Raw genomic sequence first — 16,760 nt, 5'->3', positions numbered from 1 at the left:
GTTGATTTACCCTTCTAGCTTATGCTACATTTCCACCCTAATCACAAAATACGTCCCTTGAAGGATCCCTCAAGAAATTGAACAATTCCTTAATCTGCTTCTCGGTGTTTCTGTCGATCGAGAGCCCCGGCAAATGATCCTCATCAAAGAATCCAACCTCCGACGTTTCCACACCTTCCTGCGGTTTGCCGCCAATGAGCTCACATAGAATAAAGAACTTGTAGATATAAAAAGGGGACGGCGGATGATCGTGAAACTTCTTATCATATACGCCAAGCAGGCGGACAGCCTTTACTTCATATCCGGATTCTTCTCGTACTTCCTTAACAACGACCTCTTTGGGAGACAGACCGATATCCGCCCAGCCGCCAGGGAGCGCCCATGCACCATCGATCTTTTCTTTCACCATTAGAATCTTGTTGTCCTGAAAAACAACCGCTCGAATGTCCACCTTCGGAGTTGCATATCCTGTCTCGCTCGCGAATAGATCCCGGATTTGATCGACTTCCACATCCACATATTCTCTCATGATTTCAATGCTGAGTGCTCTGAGCTGCTCAAAACGTTCCAAATCATATACGTCCTTCGAATAGGCAAGACCCGTTTGACTAATGGCCTGAATCTGCTGTGCCCATGCGAGCCACTTAAGCTGTTCCATTTACGCATCCCCTTTTAATATGGACTAGATCACTACATCAAGCCCTTGCTATGAAGCCTTGTGGTTAATCCCTTATCTTCTCTCGCCTGCTGGATCGTATGAGTAATAAAATCCGATTTCCCTTCGGTATAGGCCACACGGTTATATGTATGCACTGCTTGCAGCTTCTTCTTGAGCCGATCATATTCCTGCTTGACTTCTTCATGGGATTTCAGATACTCGCGAAACAGCAGCTGGTTGCTCCAATGCGGACCCTTGAACTTGTACACGTGCAAATGATGGGTCCCAGCTCTCCATTTCCCTTTTCGAAAAAAGAGCCTCTCTGGAAATTCGGGCTTATGCACATATTCATATCCGATCTCAGCCAAATGCTCAATAACCGCCTCGTTCACCAGACAAAGCTCCTCCACTCCGGCCATCATATCAATGGTGGGTTTTGAATCCAGACCAGGAACAGCGGTGCTGCCAATATGTTCAATAAAGACTGGAAGACCTCCAAAGCTATCTAGTATTTCCTTCTGTTCATGCTCGTAATCCTGCTTCCACTCCGCGTTGTATGGAGTAATAATGACTTGTTCCATGAGTGGTTCCTGTTCCTTTCATCGTACGTATGTATTCAGCCAGGGATCGACCATTTCTCCTATAGTGGATATTGAAGAAGGATTTGCTCGCTCTTCAGCTCTTCATGAAAAAGATAATTATGGTCTGCGCCAATGACACATAGTATTTTTTGGTGTGGGTTCGCCTTGATCGCATTCTTAGCTCGCTGAATCATAATCTGATTCCTTACGATCCATCTAAAATTCATTGCTGTCGGATTAATTTCATACATCCATTCATATTTCTGCTTCGTTATTTGATCAAATTCAGCGGAGTTAAATGGAATATGGCCGTATGACCAAGTATCCATTTGCCTCTTAAACCATTCATCATCCTGCTTCTCCAGCTCTCGCCGATTATCTTCCGGAAAAGGCATAAAAGGATCGAAATCATTCCATACATCCAGCTCAAACCAGTCGATGGGGACGAACTCGACGCCCTGCTCCTCACAATATGGAAAGATCAGCTCCCAGTATTCGCTCGCAGGCTCGCCCCAATAGCCCCTATCCTGCTTGTTATTCAAGTACTTCTGCCAGCCGTTAGGATGAACTTCACCACATATCAAGTCAGGCTTAAAGCGATGGATCACTTCTCGGTACAGATCAAGCGAACAATGATACTGCTCTCTTAAGCTCTCATTATGAATCGTTCCCAGAATTCCAACAACGGGTTTCATGAAACAAACATCCCCTTTAGTTCAATATTTAAATATTTTCTATTCAAGAAATCCCAGGAGTAATAGCACGGTATATCAATTCCATCTGTCCTTAGAGGGATGAAGTTTGGTATACTGAATGACAACTATACATTATTAGACTTACTGAAAGAGGTTGGACACATGGAAAAAGCAACATTTGCAGGCGGATGCTTCTGGTGCATGGTGACTCCATTTGAGGAGCTGCCCGGCATCCACGGTATCGTATCAGGTTACACAGGGGGCTCTGTAGAGAATCCTACATATGAACAGGTCAAAACCGGAACGACAGGTCACTATGAAGTCGTTGAAATTACGTTCGATCCAGAGCTATTTCCATACGAGAAGCTATTGGAGTTATATTGGCCACAAATTGATCCGACTGACGAAGGCGGGCAATTCCATGATCGCGGCAGTCAGTATAAGACAGCTGTTTTTTATCATAATGAGCATCAGAAGGAGCTTGCTCTGGCTTCCAAAAAAGAGGTGGTAGAAAGCGGACGTTTTGATAAACCGATTGTCACCGAGATCCTGCCAGCCGCAACTTTCTATCCTGCTGAAGAATATCATCAGGACTACCATAAGAAGAATCAAAAGCATTACAAGGAAGACCGTGAGAAATCAGGACGCGATGAGTTTATCGCGGAAAATTGGAAGTAGTAGATATCACTTTTAATATTCTATAAAGAACCAAAGCTGTTCTGTGCCTTGGTTCTTATTGTTATATATTATCTTACAGCAAATTGGCCTGTGATTAAGAAAAGAATTTTATATTAAAATTATTCGATTAACAGAATTTAAAAATATGAAAGGCCTTAAACACAAATAAGTACTTCTATATGACTTTATACTCGTAAATTTACTAGCATTCAATAAAAGTATAGATATCAATAGTATCCGAAAAAAAATGTTGGAGAAATTTTACTTTTATTGTAGAATGATTAGGACTCAATACCTAATTATTATATAAGGGAGCACTGAAATTATGAGTATTGTACTAGGTAAAGAAGAATCTTTGGTAGATAAGAAACAGTTTACCACTAATTTAATTCTAGCTTGGTTAAAGACAGATTTTACATTAACCTCAAAGCGAATCGCTGGCCATCAACCTAACACTCTTTTTGGACTTATTCCAATAGGGAAAAAAGAAGTTACTTTTCCTCTAAAAAATGTATCAAGTGTTGGAGTCTCAACTAAATTTCATCTGAGAAGATTTATTTTTGGAGGGGTCATAACTCTCATTGGTCTTTCGATCCTAGGGGGATCGTTCTTTGGAGGCCTTATTGTTACATTACTTGGACTAATTCCATTATTAAATTCATATACAGCGTCTATATCTTATACTAATAACGCAGGACATACTTCTTCCATCGAGATGTCAATTTTAGAAAAAGAAAAAGCAGAGCAATTTGTTCAGCAAATTAATCTTTCAATAGCTGATATTGCTTAAAAGACTTGAAAGAGAATCGACTCTTCTTAATTGAAGAGCCGATTTTCTCTTTGTAGATTTAACACTTAACTTCTCACTATATTGTTAATATATTGAATGCAATTTGCTTTACTTCATGATAAAATTTTTGTGATCTTTTTAACGATTAGCTATAAAATCCTTCACCTGACACAGCCATACCATATGCGCTGAGCCTGCTCCCCAGTAATCCTCTACAACCGCATACGGCTTGCCGAATTTTCGCAGCCACTTCTGCTGTGCCAGCTTATAGCCGCTGTCCAGACAGAACTGATCGACTCCCTGTTCATTCAGCAGTATCAGCAGCGCCTTGATCAATGCCGAGCCTATACCCTGCCCCTGAAGACTAGGAAGTACATATAAACTGCCCAACTCACCCACATGATCCAGTGCATGCCCGGTGCATGCTTTAATATCCTCTCCACAAGGCGAATACGAGATGGTACCCACGACCGTATTATCCTGCATCGCAACAAGAAAAAGGGTATCTTCAGCATCGGATTGAAGCGCCCTCTGTAGAAGCTTCTTCTTAAGTTCAATTTCCTCGCGAAGATCTTCCTCCAGATGGGCGATGCCTTCTTTTTCAAACGTATCCGGTATGGTCTTCTCAAAAACAAAATTAACCTTCTCGACATCCACCGAAGCCACCGATATTACTTGTACATTGCTCAAGAGATTGCTCCCTTCCTCCACGACTTTCGATTATGCGAACTGTTAAACCCTGCTTAATTTCTCAACCGCCTGCTCCTCATTGTCCAGGAAAAAGATATGTCTGCCCTTATTGCTCTCATATATAAAATCCTTCAGGCTCTTGCTCTCATATATTGAAAAATCCCCCACGATCGCGATCGCCGTCTGATAGTTTACAAATTTCTGCATGATCTCACCGGCCAGCTTCGTCTTCAGATCAAAGAACGGCTCTGCAATAGCTGATTTATTCAGCACAATTCGGCTGGAACCCGTCTCATACTTCACTGTTGCCATAAGATCCAAGGCAGATTGAACATCTTCGATCAATAAGCTCTGATCACGTACAACAGCAATCTCAACTCCATTGCGATGAACAGTCGATACCTCCATCATTATTCCTCCCGACTTCAATAGGACGAACTCCTATATACTAAAAGACAAGCAGCATGCTTAACCCCGCATCCTCATTAAACACGGTTTATTCATTTTCCACAACCGCTACCCTTCAAGCATTTAAGCTAGCCGGTTAATAGACGAACCTGCGTTGTGCCCAATAGCTGAACATAAAGATGGACGCCTCCGTCATCACCTTCGCTGCGAGCAGAGGGATAATTAATTTTTCATTGTAAAAGTAAAGCAGTCCATAATTCAGCAGTAATATAAGCAGGACAAGCGCAAAGTACTTGGGAAGGGATTGATAAATTCTCTTTGCATGGGCTCCCGTAAACACATATCTTCGATTCATTGAATAGTTGAACACAGAGCTGCACAGCCTTGCGGCGACCACCGATAGCAGCAGACTGCTGCTAAAGTAATGAACGATGAACAATAATGCAAAATCGAGAAGCGCAGACAACATCGACGAAGTGCTGAACAGCAGAATCGGATAATAGATCCGCAGCGAATCAGCAACAGGGCGAAAGTGAGATGACTTATTCTCATCCAAATAAACCGTATCAATATATTCCTCCGTAATGGGATAGCCGGCTCTGTGAGCGGTCAGCAGCATGTTCATCTCATATTCGAATCGTTCGCCGGGGATGTCAGATAGCCAGCTCAGCATAGATAATGGGAATCCCCTCAGTCCCGTCTGCGTATCGTACACTTTATTTCCCGTCGTCAATGCAAAAACCGATCTCGTTACTGTGTTGCCGAAACGGCTTCGGAAAGGGACCCTGCCGCTGAAGCGGCGGCTGCCGAGCACAATGCCCGGTGCGTTCTGCTTCTGTACTGCCTCATAAATCCGCTGTATATCATGCGGAAGATGCTGACCGTCACTGTCAGCCGTAATTATTGGACCGGGGAGTCCGTTTTTTTGAATATGCTCAAAACCTGTTTTTAATGCGCGTCCTTTGCCAAGATTGGCTTCATGGGTGAGGACGGTACATCGCAGAGATTTCACCAATGCAAAAATCTTGCTATATGCCGGGCCGCTGCCATCGTCGATAACGACAATCGGTCCCAGTTCGCAGCGCTGAAGCTGAATAATCAATTCAAGCAGACGGTTATCCGGTTCATAGGCAGGAATTAGAATGGTCATCTCAATCTCCCTCCGCTACATACAGGATATCGCTGACACCGCGTTCCTCATTTTTACCTTGAGGATTGTTCACGACCCTGCCCATGAATACCATTGTTGAGGAGCCGCCGCCATCCAGATTATAAGCCTCTGTTACGCCAAGACTATCCATCAGCTCTGCAAGCTCGTCCAGCGTCATTCCGCGGCTGTAGCCTTCTTTTCTCCCATCCACCACGACAAAAACATAATGATTCGGTTCAATCATACCGATCGCGGTCCGCGGGTTCGCAGCCTGAATGGATCGATTACCGAAATTGTTGTCAATCTTGACATGACTGAGATCCCCGGCAATTTCACCGTCCTGGATGAGAATCGGTCCAAAGGACAGCGTATGGACTGCCCCGTCAGCCAGCAGCTCAGAGGAAGAAACTTCTGTCTCGTTATACGTCTGCATGGACCCATCCGTAAACAGTGCCATAGCATCTCTCACCGGGTTGTCCCGATATAGCGTTCCATTTCGGATAATGACTCCGTCGCTGCGGAATCCATAGTAGTCTCCGTTGATCGCAAAGATCGCATTTTTGCTTGAAGCGATACTTGAGGTATTCTCGATAATATTCGTTCCAAAACTATCGTTCGCGAATGCCGTGCGTAGTATCTCCGCATTTTTAAGTACGACGTCAGCTACATAGTAAGTAATCTGATACGCACCTGATCCGGTTTGTACCTGCTCGATCTGAATCTGAATATCATCACTCGTATAGTTCCAGTCATCATATTCGGCAGTAGTACTGGTGGATGCAGCGGTGTCGGCAGGCTCGGTTCCCACTGTTTCAGCTATTTGATTGGAATCTGCGATCTCATCCGTGACAACAACCTCGACATGTTCAATGAGATAGCGATTGGCAAGCCCATATAATATAGCTCCCACGATAATCAGGATAATTAAAGAGATGATCAACCCTTTTCTTTTCCGTATTCGACCTTGCTTCAGATAAGCTTTCATAAGAAGTCCCCTTTACATATGTTCTAAGGCAGAGTATATAAAGGGTTGCTTAAATGAATCTGAAACAAGATCAAGATCTAAGTTCCCATCTTATCGTAGTAACTACACTTCGATTTTTGGAGACTGTATAAAAAAGATGGTCTTTCTCTCTTAATAGAGAAAAACCACCTAAATATTTCCTATCGTCTAAGCTTTTTTGCCCAAATATAAGGCAACTCTATGATCCTTTTGGATTGTACCGCCTGCTCGGTCAACGGACTCCTGGATTCGGTGGAACAGTTCATCTTTAACTGACTTCGGAAGCTGCCTGTGCTTGGAGTTTGTATTGAGTAAGGATACATAATCTGAGCTGGTGAGTGTCTGTATTTCCTTATACTCTTTTACAAGTAGATTCTTAAAAAGCCCCGACTTGTCAGTAATCCTTCTTCTATCTTCAATGATTTCCTCAGGAGAAGGAAGAGCAGCGTCATTCAAATGAGGAGCAAGGTCACGGTAGTGAAGACGAATCTCCTGATGGAGGTCATCATACATCGGAACGTGTACCGTCCAGAAGAATGCCATTGAACCTGTAGGTTTAAGCAGCTCCCACACTCTCCGATATCCAAATTCAGGCGCAATAAAATGAAAAGCCGTTCCCGATATCGCGAGGTCAAAAGGTGAACCTTCTCCATTCCAATCTTCAAATGCGGTATGAATTACTTTTACCGAAGGATACCCTTTGAATTTCTCTGCAGTAAACTGCGCCAATTGATCACCAAGCTCAACACATGTGATATCCGTAAAACCTTTAGCCACGAAGCCTCCGGTCGCCTGTCCAGTCCCGCAGCCAATTTCGAGGATCTTTTGGCCTTGTTTCAGGCTGGAATAATCAGCAATGTCATTGAACATTTCCTTTGGATAAACTGGTCTAAACCTCTCATATTCATTAACGATATAATTGAAGGTTTCTTTATTCTCCATACTGCTTCGCCTCCAGCCTGATCTAACTTTTAACTATACATAGCTTGATATCGGTCGAGGTCATTGGTTGCTCTTTTTCATTTCGTTATTATCATTGATTACAATGGCAGCTGCCGAAACGATATGCTTTGGTGGGTTCATCACTCTGCTCCTTCTTTGTTTAAGTTTGTTATCTTACCTATGTATGGTTGGCTGAGAAACGTGTTTAATAATCCTTTTTGAATGGTCTCCAACCGATCTTTTGACTCCATAGATTTGCTTTCATTAAAATGTCCCATACGATTTCCGCTTTTTCTTCTACATAATTTCCCCGTTGATCTCTATATAGATTTGCGAGTTCATATTTGACCTCAGCATACTTCATTTTTGCATCTTCATGCTCTCTCAAAATAATCTCTAAACAGCAAATTTAGTTGTTCTGACCAACTTCCACTTTGTCGTACATGAATATGAGTCCTTCTCATATCACTTTTTTCTCTAAAATATCTCTTGGTCGAATCAAATTCATAATACCTTTGGTTGCTTATGAAATTGATTCAGTTAAATCAGGATTGTCTTTACGATATTCATATCCAATCTCTTTGAGTCCAGAAATAACTTCCTCGATATTGTCCAAGTCCGACACTGAAATTTGTACATCAATAATAGGCTTGGCTGCTAATCCCACTACAGCTGTGGAGCCTATATGATCAATCCTTTGTATGGTACTTCCCAATTCACTTACAATCTGACATCGAATTTCATTATACCATTTGGGCCAGCTATCATTATAAGGCTCTATGATTACGGGGTCTTTCATCCTGAGATCACCAACTTGGAATTTAGATTATATTCACATTTGCAACCATTGTTATCGATGTGTCTACTTTGCCTACCTCCTCAAAGCAAAATCGTTGATAAAGTCTCATCGCTGCCTCATTGTTTGGATCTACACTTAATGAGATTCTCCCAATGTTCTTCATCCTGGCTTCTTTAAAGAGTTCATTCAACAAAGCACTTCCAATTCCGATCCCTCTGTAATCTTCCAAAATCGCCATTCCTAGTTCGGGGACGTCATGATCGACGAATCCAAATCCTTTATTACTTTCATTAAAGTATCGAGCTGTTATTGATCCAACTGGCTTACCTTCTTCATGGATTGCAATAAAACCAAAATCTCCATCCCGTCCCCAGCCTTCTACATACTTTGAAATGAACGGATCATGGATAATTTCTTTGCTAAACGGCACCTGCCCTTCTGGAACATACAGCGATTCGTATAACATATCCCATAAAAAACTAATGTCCCCTGCTTCAATAGGTCTGATACTATAATTCATCGCTCGTTACCACCTTCACCTATATCAAAGTTTTTAAAATGGTTTGTTCCCTGTTGACTGTTGTTGTAAAGAACTCCTGTTTAATATCCTGCAAAGCTTCCTTTAGTCGATCTCTTCCGATCGCATCCAACCGTTGTTGAACCTTGCTGACATGCTCTACATCAGATTTAATCCTCTTCTCAATTTCATCATATTGTTCTAACGAATCATATTCCCACATAGCAAAGATTTCACTAGTTTCTTCATTCAATGTGGTTTGCCATCTTCCAATGAGTCTTGCTCCGTACTTCAGCTGGGTTGGTAACAAGGCATCATTAAATAGAATCAATTTCATAATGAACCAACTTGGAGTATTATGAAATTGATTCTAAAGAATTAAACTCATCTACAATTGAACTAGCGACAATGTAAGTCTTCCTCCGATAGATCATTTTCCACACCCACTTTGATCGATTTATTTAGATGCCTTTTTGGAATTAAATTTCATAATCTATGATTTTATTCGTTTTCGTGTAATATATTAGTCCTTCTACTTCTTTCATTACTCTTTGAGTACCTTGCCGACTCTCCCACCAGTTCGTGGGTCTCGTACTGTTATCTAGAGCAGGACATAATGAGTACTCCATGTGTTCCGGCATATAGGTCTTCAATGTTAAGTAGCAACGTCTGATATGGTAAAAAGTAGTGACTATGAGAACTCTTTTAATATTATGGATTCCAAAATACTCATCGAGTACTTCCTTGGATTTCAAGACATTATTCAAACTTCACATGATTAATGTATCTGCCGGTTCATTTCCGTACTGTTAATTTCATTGCTACAAAATCAACTTCTTCGTCTCCTACTCGACTTTTGAACCATTGTGATTCTGCAAATCCAACCCTTTCATAGACTTTAATTGCACGTTCATTAAATGCAGCGACTACGAGTTGAATGTTAGATATTTGATATTCCTCTGTAATAAACTTGATAGAACTAACTACGAAATTAGCACCATTGCCCATACCAGTGCGTGAAGGAGTTAATCCCAGGCCAAGGTCAACACACTTATCATCATTGTAAATCCCTACTTCATACCCTCCTGATACACGGGCTGATTCTCCAGTACAAATAAATCCAAACAGCTCATTATCACTATTTAATACGTAGTAATATTCACCATTCATTAACTCAGAGATCGTTTCCTCGGTGCCATCCATGTTATAGAATGAGTAGGATTCTTCATAAGTCCATCCAGCAATTGACGCTGCGTATTCTTCTGTCATTAAGTAATAACGAAATGATTGCATAACTCTTTTTTGCTCCATTCCTTAGAATATACTTTCAAAGATCTCTTTAGCCACTTGATTTATCTCACTTAATACTTCATTGGGTGTTGGATTCTGAATGATTCTCAATAATTCATCTTTTACTTCATTAAGGAGATCTGTATTCAGGTTTGGGATAAGAAAGTAAATACATGAATACTGCCAGCATTCATCGTCACTATTCAATACCATATATATTCTAGGAAGCAGATCATCCGCTTTGTATCTAGGGAGTACTTTACATAATTCTTGTGCCACAGGCCAGTTTATATCCTGCAACCAATCAAATAGATCATCCATGATAGAACTAATATCCACTTCATTATTTTTAAGTTCTCTCAGCTTATTAATGACCTCTAAGTCATGTTTATGTTTTGGAACTAATTGTTGGAGATTACTCATTCAGCTCACCTTAGTCCTTGATTTTTCTTAGTTTCATCCTCAAGACTGATGTATAGCCCCAATCGGACTGGACTTAACCTCGCAGAAGTATAAGTTGAAACCCGCTTCATTACTCCTCTTCTGAACCAAAGCGTAGCTTGTATATTATAAAGACCAAGTGCTCTAACACCTGGTCAACTCATTTGGCATGAAATTGGATGAATTCTGTAGTATAGCAAGATCCCACGGGGCGAGTAAATTCAACTAATATATCAATGTCGCTGGATTCAGAATGCTCATTTCGAGCATTATATCCTAATTGAATCAATAATGTTCTTCTAAAAAATTTCATCGACTGTACTTGTGACAGCGAATCCAACTTGGTGAACTAGGAGGGCAGCCTACAGGAAGACACTAAGGCGAGCTGCTAGAATCAACTTTTTTAAAAGCGCCAATACCATAGTTCTTGATCGTCTTATCTAATGTCTCATTGCTTTTCTCATTCCAAATAAAACTCATTTCAAAGGTGCCTTGTTCGAAGAACAAAGGAAATCTTCGTTTAAACCAATCCTGTATAGGCAGCTTTGGTACATCTTCAATCTCTACCCAACGTAATTCCCCTTCAGGAGGATGATCCAGCAGATTACCCTCAAATGAAGTCGCCAGATAATTAAATACCATATATCTCAAGCCTTTATCCGGTTCACAAAATTCATCGAGACCTTTATAAATAATGTCTTTAACGATTAATCCCGTCTCTTCACGTACTTCACGAATTGCACCATTAACTATACTCTCTGGAAAATCCACCTTTCCTCCGGGAGCTATGTATCCTGGAAATCCAAGCTTATCGGGTCTATTTATTAATAGGACCTTCGATCCGTCCTGTATCATACACATCGTGTATATTTTATGAGTTACTTCAGATGCCAACCTGTTCACTCCTCTCTCTATATTCATTCTCTAAAATAGAAAATAAATAGGAGTCATGAAATTTACCTTTATCCCATATATGCTCCCTTAAGTGACCTTCCATGTTCATTCCAATTTTTCTTAACACCTTTTCTGATCCCACATTCTCTGGTCGACAAGTTGCATAGACTCTATGTATATTGAAATTTTCAAATGCTAGTTTCAGTAATGCGTTGGATGCTTCACTAGCATAGCCGCTGCCCCAATACTCAGAATTAAAACAGTAACCGATCTCCGCATTTTTCTCTCTGATATAAATTCCGCAGCCACCTATTAATTGTTTTGTTTCTTTTAGAATGACAGCAAATTCAAAATCTGTTCGATCATTAGATTGTTGCAATACAATCTGTTGACTTACATATGACTTCGTCTCATCTTCATTATTAGGCCCCCACAGCGTATATTCCGTTACTTTAGGGTTGGACGCATACTTATGTACATCAATCCAATCATCTATGATGAAATCACGAATCATTAATCTTGAGGTCTCCATGTGCATTATGAATTCTCCTCTATATATGTATTATTTGCTTAGGGTATTAAAACATGGTCCATATCAATGCGTATCATCTGATCAATTTAATTAAATATATCTAATAGGGTTGGGATAAAACTCCCTGTACCCGTACCTACCTCTAGAACATTACCGGCTCTATGCGAAGCAAGCTTGTTTTTAGTCGTTTCATTATTAACCTCACTTAGGTTTAAATGTTTAGCTCGACTTTCTGATAATGTTTGTGCATAATTAGCACATAAGTTTGTTTATTACATTTTTATACATATCTTTTTGTTTGACACTTGAATATCGCAGGAGGGTTTTCCATTGAAAAAAACGTTCGCTTTTTTGCTGGTATCCACTCTTTTTGTTGGATCCGTTAGTTCTGCCGCTGCCAAACCTGAGGTGGTAACTTACAAGAACTGCACTGAGTTAAATAAAGTCTATAAAGGCGGGGTAGCCAAATCTGCTTCTGTTAAGAACAAAGGCGGGAAAACTAAATATAAGCCCTACGTATCCAAAAAATTATATGAAGCGAACAAGAAAAGCGATCGAGACAAAGATTTTATTGCATGTGAAAAATAATACCGCAGGACCTTCTCTATCGAAGGTCCTTTATTATCAATATATCAACTCGCAATCATGATGCTCCCAGACATCAAATAAATTACCGTCAATATCTTCTAATACAAAGAACTTCCCATACTGTCCTTCATCACTAATATTTCCGACTTTAACATCCTCTGATTTTAAATAGTTATGTAATGATAGGATGTCATTCGTGAAAAAAGTGATGACCCATCTTTTTTGATTGCGCACTTCAAACATGGCTCGTGTATTATTTTCGCTCTGAATCAAGTCTAGTATTGGTCTGTTATCCCTAAAAAGACTTAAATATCCTTCTCTCCGATTTCTAATATTAAAACCAAAATGTTTAACGAACCAATTTGCTGATTTTTCTAAATCTTTAACAGGGATCACATTGTAGGCAATGCCTAGGATTTTTCCAACCTCCATAGCCAGAACTACCTCCGATTCGTTCTATAGCTCTCTAACAAACATATCTTCTTGTTGCTCACATAATTTCTTGAATTTGTTTCATTTGATGTTCGTCATGTTGTACAAATATTTTTGTATAAGAATCAACATTCCGTAAAGCTTCTACTACAAACTTTTTTAAGATCTTAGACATCCCGTCATCACCTCTCCAAATAAATCGGACGAATATTCTATTACTCTATTTTTCCAAGATTACTAAAGAGCAAGGAGCATTCATTTGGCTTCCACTCATTCCACATTGACTAACAACTTTCCAGCCTTCGGATAGCATTTGATTCAACTCTTCTAGATTATTTTTCTTTCTGTTAAGAAATAAACGACAATGGCTTTTTGCAAGATCGATCACCCTTTCTCACTCATTTACTTACTTCATTATGCTTGATTGTATAACTATCTAATATTCCATACTTTCAAGTAATTTCCTTTAATTTCTAGGACATAACTTGACACTGTATAACAAAAAAAACCGCATTCAGCGGCTGGTAATGTTTTGAAATAACGATCTTGTACGTAACTTTGGAATCAATCATCTTTCGTGTAATCTATCCCATTCCTTCCAAGACATGATTTCTAGATCAGGTCTCGGCTCGTCATCTAACATAGCAATAAATTCGACGGAGTGACCATCCGGATCATCAAAGTAGATTGAAACAGCGGGCATAAACGGGAATACCATTAAATCATCTGAACGATCGCCATAGAAATTAGTGGATTCGATTCCAAGGTCATTTAAATAATCCATTGCATTGATGATATCCTCTAGTTCAACTCTAAAAGCAAAATGCTGACGCTGTATGTCTCTAGTAGGATAATTTTCTCTGATACCAAGCATAGACTCTCCAGGTTTGCCAACCCAGTAAAACTTCGACTTTCGATTCCGATCTTCATGAAGTGGAGTTATGTTTAGCAATCTCTCATAAAATTCTGCAGAAATCTCATAGTTACTCACATTTAGATGTGTTTCGAATAATCCTTTAATCATTTCCGTATTTCCTTTCATGCTGATTTACTTTTAATGCTATACTAACTGACCCTTCCTTATCTTTGCTGCATATATTATTTGCCCTGTATGGTAATGAATCTCTCTTAACATTGCGATCATTAGGTTAAGAACAGTTGTTTGATTATTTACTTGGCTATATGTGAGAGGCGGACGATTGATAAAGGGTAGAGATAACAACAATTCTTGATTCTCATTGAGGTGTTCGAGATATTGGATGATGATATCAAATGCTTCCTTTATCATTATGTAAGCCTGTTCTTTAGTCATTATTAGTCCACGTTCAAATTCCTTCTCTCTATCCCTTGAATCAGGTATATTATAAAGGATTGTTTCAATTCGCGAGTGAACACAACCTCGAATATGAGCAACCAGATTAGCAATACTATTACTTTCCGCATTCAGTGACCACGTAATATCTTCATCTGACAGTTGTTCGATGGCTTGAAGGGTCCATTTCCTTTCAGACTGAAATTTGACTAACATACTTTCAATTACTTCGGATGCCATATCCATTAGAACACCCCTTCATAATAAATACTAACGTTCCTGTAGCCACGCACTGTGAATTGAATACCGATTAGACAATGGATATCCCCTTCTGGTTCTCTTAACTCAAGTTCTTATTCAGAAACACCAATCTATCTATCTCCGTAAATCCATTCTTTTTATAAAAAACTTCAGCTGGTATTCCTCGATCCGTTAACAACGTTACGTTACTTATCTCATCTGACTCAAGCTTTTCTATTAGGAATCTCATAAGTGCTGATCCTACACCGGTTTTCTGCTTCTGCACACTGACACACATTTCGTTTATGAAAAACTCTTTTCCACTCCACCAATGCTTAGAAGCACCAAAGATAAAACCAATCATTTCTTCCCCATCTACAGCAACAACGCCTGTGAATCCAGGGGTATTCGTGAAATCTATCAAATATCGATAAGCAGTGTCTGTTGACCATTCATCATTCCACGGGTCTTGATTAAAAACATTTATAAAAGTATCTACACATTGTAAGATGTCATTTCCATCAAATAATCTAAGTTCTAGTTCCATAACTCAATCCACTCTTTTCATAGATTTATTATGTTCTTTGATATAGCCTCATTAATCACTCAGTGTTCCCCATATGACTGATATTGCAGGTTTCGTCTTTAATAGTAGTGTTCTTACACCTTGTTCTTCATCAAAATAGAAGTTCATAAATTCCATTCCAGACCGTTTTTCAATGTCTATTCCCTTAATATTCTCTAAAGTTAGATCGACTAAAGAGGCTGTACCTTGTTTCCATACGACCCTGCTCCAGCGATGACTAGGTTCGATCTCAAAGTATAATTCCCCATTGGGTCTACATAATTTATATGTATTGTTGTTATAAAAAAATGGTACTTCTTCATCAAGTTTTGTTGGTTCTGATTCAAAGAGTTCCATTAGTTCATGTTCTTGAGGAAAAGGCTCCATTATTTTATTCTCCTGTTCTTTTTCCACTCAAATAATCACAAATCTCTTTGCTGAAATATTCTACTCCGTTCTCCATTCATCGGCTCTCAGTCCATAAATTATTCTATCTAGAAATCTTCCATTGATATATTCGTAATCTCTTAATTCTCCTTCAGGTTTAAACCCTAATTTCTCTGGAATAGCACGACTCTTCGTATTAGCGGTAGCTACACCAATTTCAATTTTGTTAAGTTTAAGTTCAAGAAATGCATGATTTATTAGTAATTTAACAGATTTAGTTATTAAACCTTTACCTTCATACTCTTTTCCTAGCCAATATCCAATTTCAGTCTTTTTATTATCCTGGTCTAAATATACATAACCAATAGAGCCCACTAGTTTATCCCTACTCCATATTCCTAACCAGTAACCTTCCTCCTTAGCATATCTTAAACGTGTCCTTTCGATAAAGGTTTTTGAATCTTCCGGTCTCAAAGTAATATTGGGGAAATTCAACCACTTCCCTATGTGATCCCTATTCCTATTGATCAAATCATACAATTGCTGGGCATCTTTAATCTCCAGTAACGATAAAAAAGAAGAGTCGTCAATTTCGTATTTAAACATGATTTTATCTTCTCCTAAGTTCTTTTGTATTTGATGCATGCAAATATTTATTTCTCTTCTAATTTGAGGTTCTCCGTGCTTCTTCTAACTCTCATTCATTATCTTTAGGCCCATAGCGCAATGTCTCTCCCATCCAATCACTTACATCTCTCCATTTCACTTTCTTGGAGCACATCCAATTTACTCTAGCAAATTTATTTTCTTCGTCAGGATCCCAACCGCTATCGTCTGCCCAATAAAACAAGCCGTCCTTATGTAAAAATGTCGCACCAAAGATAATGGAATCGTAATTTTCTGGACTTGGATTAATATACAATTGAACCAATTCATCAAATATCAATTCAATCGCAGTTGGACTTGTATTTTGTCTTTGAATAAGTAATCTAACTCTATGGTCACGGTTTGCTGATATTGACATGGAAAGGTCTTTACTTACATAATGATCAGTCCACATATAAAGCTCTTTGATACATGAATCGTGAAACCAACCAAATAAACTCATTAATCTCGCTATGTCGTCTTGATTATTTATTTCTTGCCATTGAGATGTTGCCATTCTTTA

At 39.4% G+C, this 16,760-nt stretch carries 27 protein-coding genes; 3 read left to right on the top strand and 24 right to left on the bottom strand.

The annotated features are described in order from the left end of the window. Nucleotides 1–37 precede the first annotated feature (37 nt). From BM415_RS02220 to BM415_RS02210, 3 genes are read right to left on the bottom strand one after another with little or no spacing between them, the layout of a single operon-like run. Nucleotides 38–658 carry an NUDIX hydrolase gene (locus tag BM415_RS02220; protein ID WP_091154106.1) on the bottom strand — a complete coding sequence of 207 codons (621 nt, stop codon included), beginning with the start codon at nt 656–658 and terminating at the stop codon, nt 38–40. A 32-nt stretch (nt 659–690) separates the two neighbouring features. Further along, nucleotides 691–1,239, bottom strand: a complete 549-nt coding sequence (locus BM415_RS02215) for a GrpB family protein (RefSeq protein WP_091154104.1) — start codon at nt 1,237–1,239, stop codon at nt 691–693. A 59-nt stretch (nt 1,240–1,298) separates the two neighbouring features. After that, nucleotides 1,299–1,934, bottom strand: coding sequence for a hypothetical protein (locus BM415_RS02210; protein ID WP_091154103.1), 636 nt, complete (start codon nt 1,932–1,934; stop codon nt 1,299–1,301). 162 nt (nt 1,935–2,096) lie between these two features. Here BM415_RS02210 and msrA point away from each other — a divergent pair, with 162 nt between their 5' ends. Together msrA and BM415_RS02200 are read left to right on the top strand one after the other, a co-directional pair. Beyond that, nucleotides 2,097–2,612 carry a peptide-methionine (S)-S-oxide reductase MsrA gene (msrA, locus tag BM415_RS02205; protein ID WP_091154100.1) on the top strand — a complete coding sequence of 172 codons (516 nt, stop codon included), beginning with the start codon at nt 2,097–2,099 and terminating at the stop codon, nt 2,610–2,612. Nucleotides 2,613–2,937: 325 nt separating this feature from the next. Next, nucleotides 2,938–3,402 carry a hypothetical protein gene (locus BM415_RS02200; protein WP_091154099.1) on the top strand — a complete coding sequence of 155 codons (465 nt, stop codon included), beginning with the start codon at nt 2,938–2,940 and terminating at the stop codon, nt 3,400–3,402. Nucleotides 3,403–3,540: 138 nt separating this feature from the next. On the opposite strand, the gene BM415_RS02195 is transcribed toward BM415_RS02200, so the two are convergent. The 14 genes from BM415_RS02195 to BM415_RS02140 form a co-directional block, all read right to left on the bottom strand. Continuing rightward, nucleotides 3,541–4,092, bottom strand: coding sequence for a GNAT family N-acetyltransferase (locus tag BM415_RS02195; protein ID WP_091154098.1), 552 nt, complete (start codon nt 4,090–4,092; stop codon nt 3,541–3,543). A 42-nt stretch (nt 4,093–4,134) separates the two neighbouring features. Further along, nucleotides 4,135–4,500, bottom strand: coding sequence for a DUF4180 domain-containing protein (locus BM415_RS02190; RefSeq protein WP_091154095.1), 366 nt, complete (start codon nt 4,498–4,500; stop codon nt 4,135–4,137). Nucleotides 4,501–4,636: 136 nt separating this feature from the next. Next, entirely contained in the window at nt 4,637–5,650 is a 1,014-nt protein-coding gene (locus BM415_RS02185; RefSeq protein WP_091154093.1) for a bifunctional glycosyltransferase family 2/GtrA family protein, read from the bottom strand. A 1-nt stretch (nt 5,651) separates the two neighbouring features. Next, a complete protein-coding gene (locus tag BM415_RS02180) occupies nt 5,652–6,635 on the bottom strand; it encodes a phosphodiester glycosidase family protein (protein WP_091154090.1) in 984 nt (327 codons plus the stop codon). A 186-nt stretch (nt 6,636–6,821) separates the two neighbouring features. Further along, nucleotides 6,822–7,595 (bottom strand): class I SAM-dependent methyltransferase, encoded by a 774-nt coding sequence (locus BM415_RS02175; RefSeq protein WP_091154088.1) that lies wholly within the window; start codon nt 7,593–7,595, stop codon nt 6,822–6,824. Between the two features lie 205 nt (nt 7,596–7,800). Then, complete coding sequence (locus BM415_RS25750) at nt 7,801–7,959, bottom strand: hypothetical protein (protein ID WP_280142840.1); 159 nt, start codon at nt 7,957–7,959, stop codon at nt 7,801–7,803. Between the two features lie 10 nt (nt 7,960–7,969). Then, nucleotides 7,970–8,059 carry a hypothetical protein gene (locus tag BM415_RS25745; protein ID WP_280142839.1) on the bottom strand — a complete coding sequence of 30 codons (90 nt, stop codon included), beginning with the start codon at nt 8,057–8,059 and terminating at the stop codon, nt 7,970–7,972. A gap of 59 nt (nt 8,060–8,118) precedes the next feature. Beyond that, complete coding sequence (locus BM415_RS25740) at nt 8,119–8,394, bottom strand: GrpB family protein (protein ID WP_280142838.1); 276 nt, start codon at nt 8,392–8,394, stop codon at nt 8,119–8,121. 22 nt (nt 8,395–8,416) lie between these two features. Next, on the bottom strand, nt 8,417–8,914 hold the full coding sequence (locus tag BM415_RS02165) for a GNAT family N-acetyltransferase (protein WP_091154086.1): 498 nt from the start codon (nt 8,912–8,914) through the stop codon (nt 8,417–8,419). A gap of 19 nt (nt 8,915–8,933) precedes the next feature. Beyond that, nucleotides 8,934–9,248, bottom strand: coding sequence for an NIPSNAP family protein (locus tag BM415_RS02160; protein WP_244533116.1), 315 nt, complete (start codon nt 9,246–9,248; stop codon nt 8,934–8,936). A gap of 458 nt (nt 9,249–9,706) precedes the next feature. Next, complete coding sequence (locus tag BM415_RS02155; protein WP_091154084.1) at nt 9,707–10,204, bottom strand: GNAT family N-acetyltransferase; 498 nt, start codon at nt 10,202–10,204, stop codon at nt 9,707–9,709. A gap of 21 nt (nt 10,205–10,225) precedes the next feature. Continuing rightward, nucleotides 10,226–10,624, bottom strand: coding sequence for a DUF5071 domain-containing protein (locus BM415_RS02150; protein WP_091154081.1), 399 nt, complete (start codon nt 10,622–10,624; stop codon nt 10,226–10,228). A 393-nt stretch (nt 10,625–11,017) separates the two neighbouring features. Further along, a complete protein-coding gene (locus tag BM415_RS02145) occupies nt 11,018–11,563 on the bottom strand; it encodes an 8-oxo-dGTP diphosphatase (protein WP_091154078.1) in 546 nt (181 codons plus the stop codon). Next, nucleotides 11,526–12,074, bottom strand: a complete 549-nt coding sequence (locus tag BM415_RS02140) for a GNAT family N-acetyltransferase (protein WP_091154076.1) — start codon at nt 12,072–12,074, stop codon at nt 11,526–11,528. Before BM415_RS02140 ends, BM415_RS02145 begins: the two co-directional genes overlap by 38 nt. A gap of 348 nt (nt 12,075–12,422) precedes the next feature. On the opposite strand from BM415_RS02140, the gene BM415_RS02135 reads away from it, so the two are divergent. Then, the gene (locus BM415_RS02135; RefSeq protein WP_244533245.1) at nt 12,423–12,656 is read left to right on the top strand and encodes an excalibur calcium-binding domain-containing protein; all 234 of its coding nucleotides are present in this window, start codon (nt 12,423–12,425) and stop codon (nt 12,654–12,656) included. A gap of 36 nt (nt 12,657–12,692) precedes the next feature. On the opposite strand, the gene BM415_RS02130 is transcribed toward BM415_RS02135, so the two are convergent. The 7 genes from BM415_RS02130 to BM415_RS02100 all read right to left on the bottom strand — a co-directional run bounded on the left by BM415_RS02130 (nt 12,693) and on the right by BM415_RS02100 (nt 16,754). Next, complete coding sequence (locus tag BM415_RS02130) at nt 12,693–13,088, bottom strand: VOC family protein (protein WP_091154071.1); 396 nt, start codon at nt 13,086–13,088, stop codon at nt 12,693–12,695. Nucleotides 13,089–13,656: 568 nt separating this feature from the next. Further along, on the bottom strand, nt 13,657–14,112 hold the full coding sequence (locus tag BM415_RS02125) for a VOC family protein (RefSeq protein WP_091159002.1): 456 nt from the start codon (nt 14,110–14,112) through the stop codon (nt 13,657–13,659). A gap of 36 nt (nt 14,113–14,148) precedes the next feature. Next, a complete protein-coding gene (locus tag BM415_RS02120; protein WP_091154068.1) occupies nt 14,149–14,646 on the bottom strand; it encodes a DinB family protein in 498 nt (165 codons plus the stop codon). A 94-nt stretch (nt 14,647–14,740) separates the two neighbouring features. Beyond that, on the bottom strand, nt 14,741–15,187 hold the full coding sequence (locus tag BM415_RS02115; RefSeq protein WP_091154066.1) for a GNAT family N-acetyltransferase: 447 nt from the start codon (nt 15,185–15,187) through the stop codon (nt 14,741–14,743). Nucleotides 15,188–15,238: 51 nt separating this feature from the next. Continuing rightward, nucleotides 15,239–15,592 (bottom strand): hypothetical protein, encoded by a 354-nt coding sequence (locus BM415_RS02110; protein ID WP_091154063.1) that lies wholly within the window; start codon nt 15,590–15,592, stop codon nt 15,239–15,241. 60 nt (nt 15,593–15,652) lie between these two features. Beyond that, the gene (locus BM415_RS02105; protein ID WP_091154061.1) at nt 15,653–16,198 is read right to left on the bottom strand and encodes a GNAT family N-acetyltransferase; all 546 of its coding nucleotides are present in this window, start codon (nt 16,196–16,198) and stop codon (nt 15,653–15,655) included. 91 nt (nt 16,199–16,289) lie between these two features. Further along, complete coding sequence (locus BM415_RS02100) at nt 16,290–16,754, bottom strand: hypothetical protein (protein WP_091154058.1); 465 nt, start codon at nt 16,752–16,754, stop codon at nt 16,290–16,292. Nucleotides 16,755–16,760 lie beyond the last annotated feature (6 nt).

Origin of the sequence: Paenibacillus sp. 453mf, assembly GCF_900116105.1 — a bacterium.
In the GTDB taxonomy this organism is placed as follows: Bacteria; Bacillota; Bacilli; order Paenibacillales; family Paenibacillaceae; genus Paenibacillus; species Paenibacillus provencensis.
The sequence above is the reverse complement of the archived record's forward strand: the minus strand, read 5'-3'. Positions and strand labels throughout refer to the sequence as shown.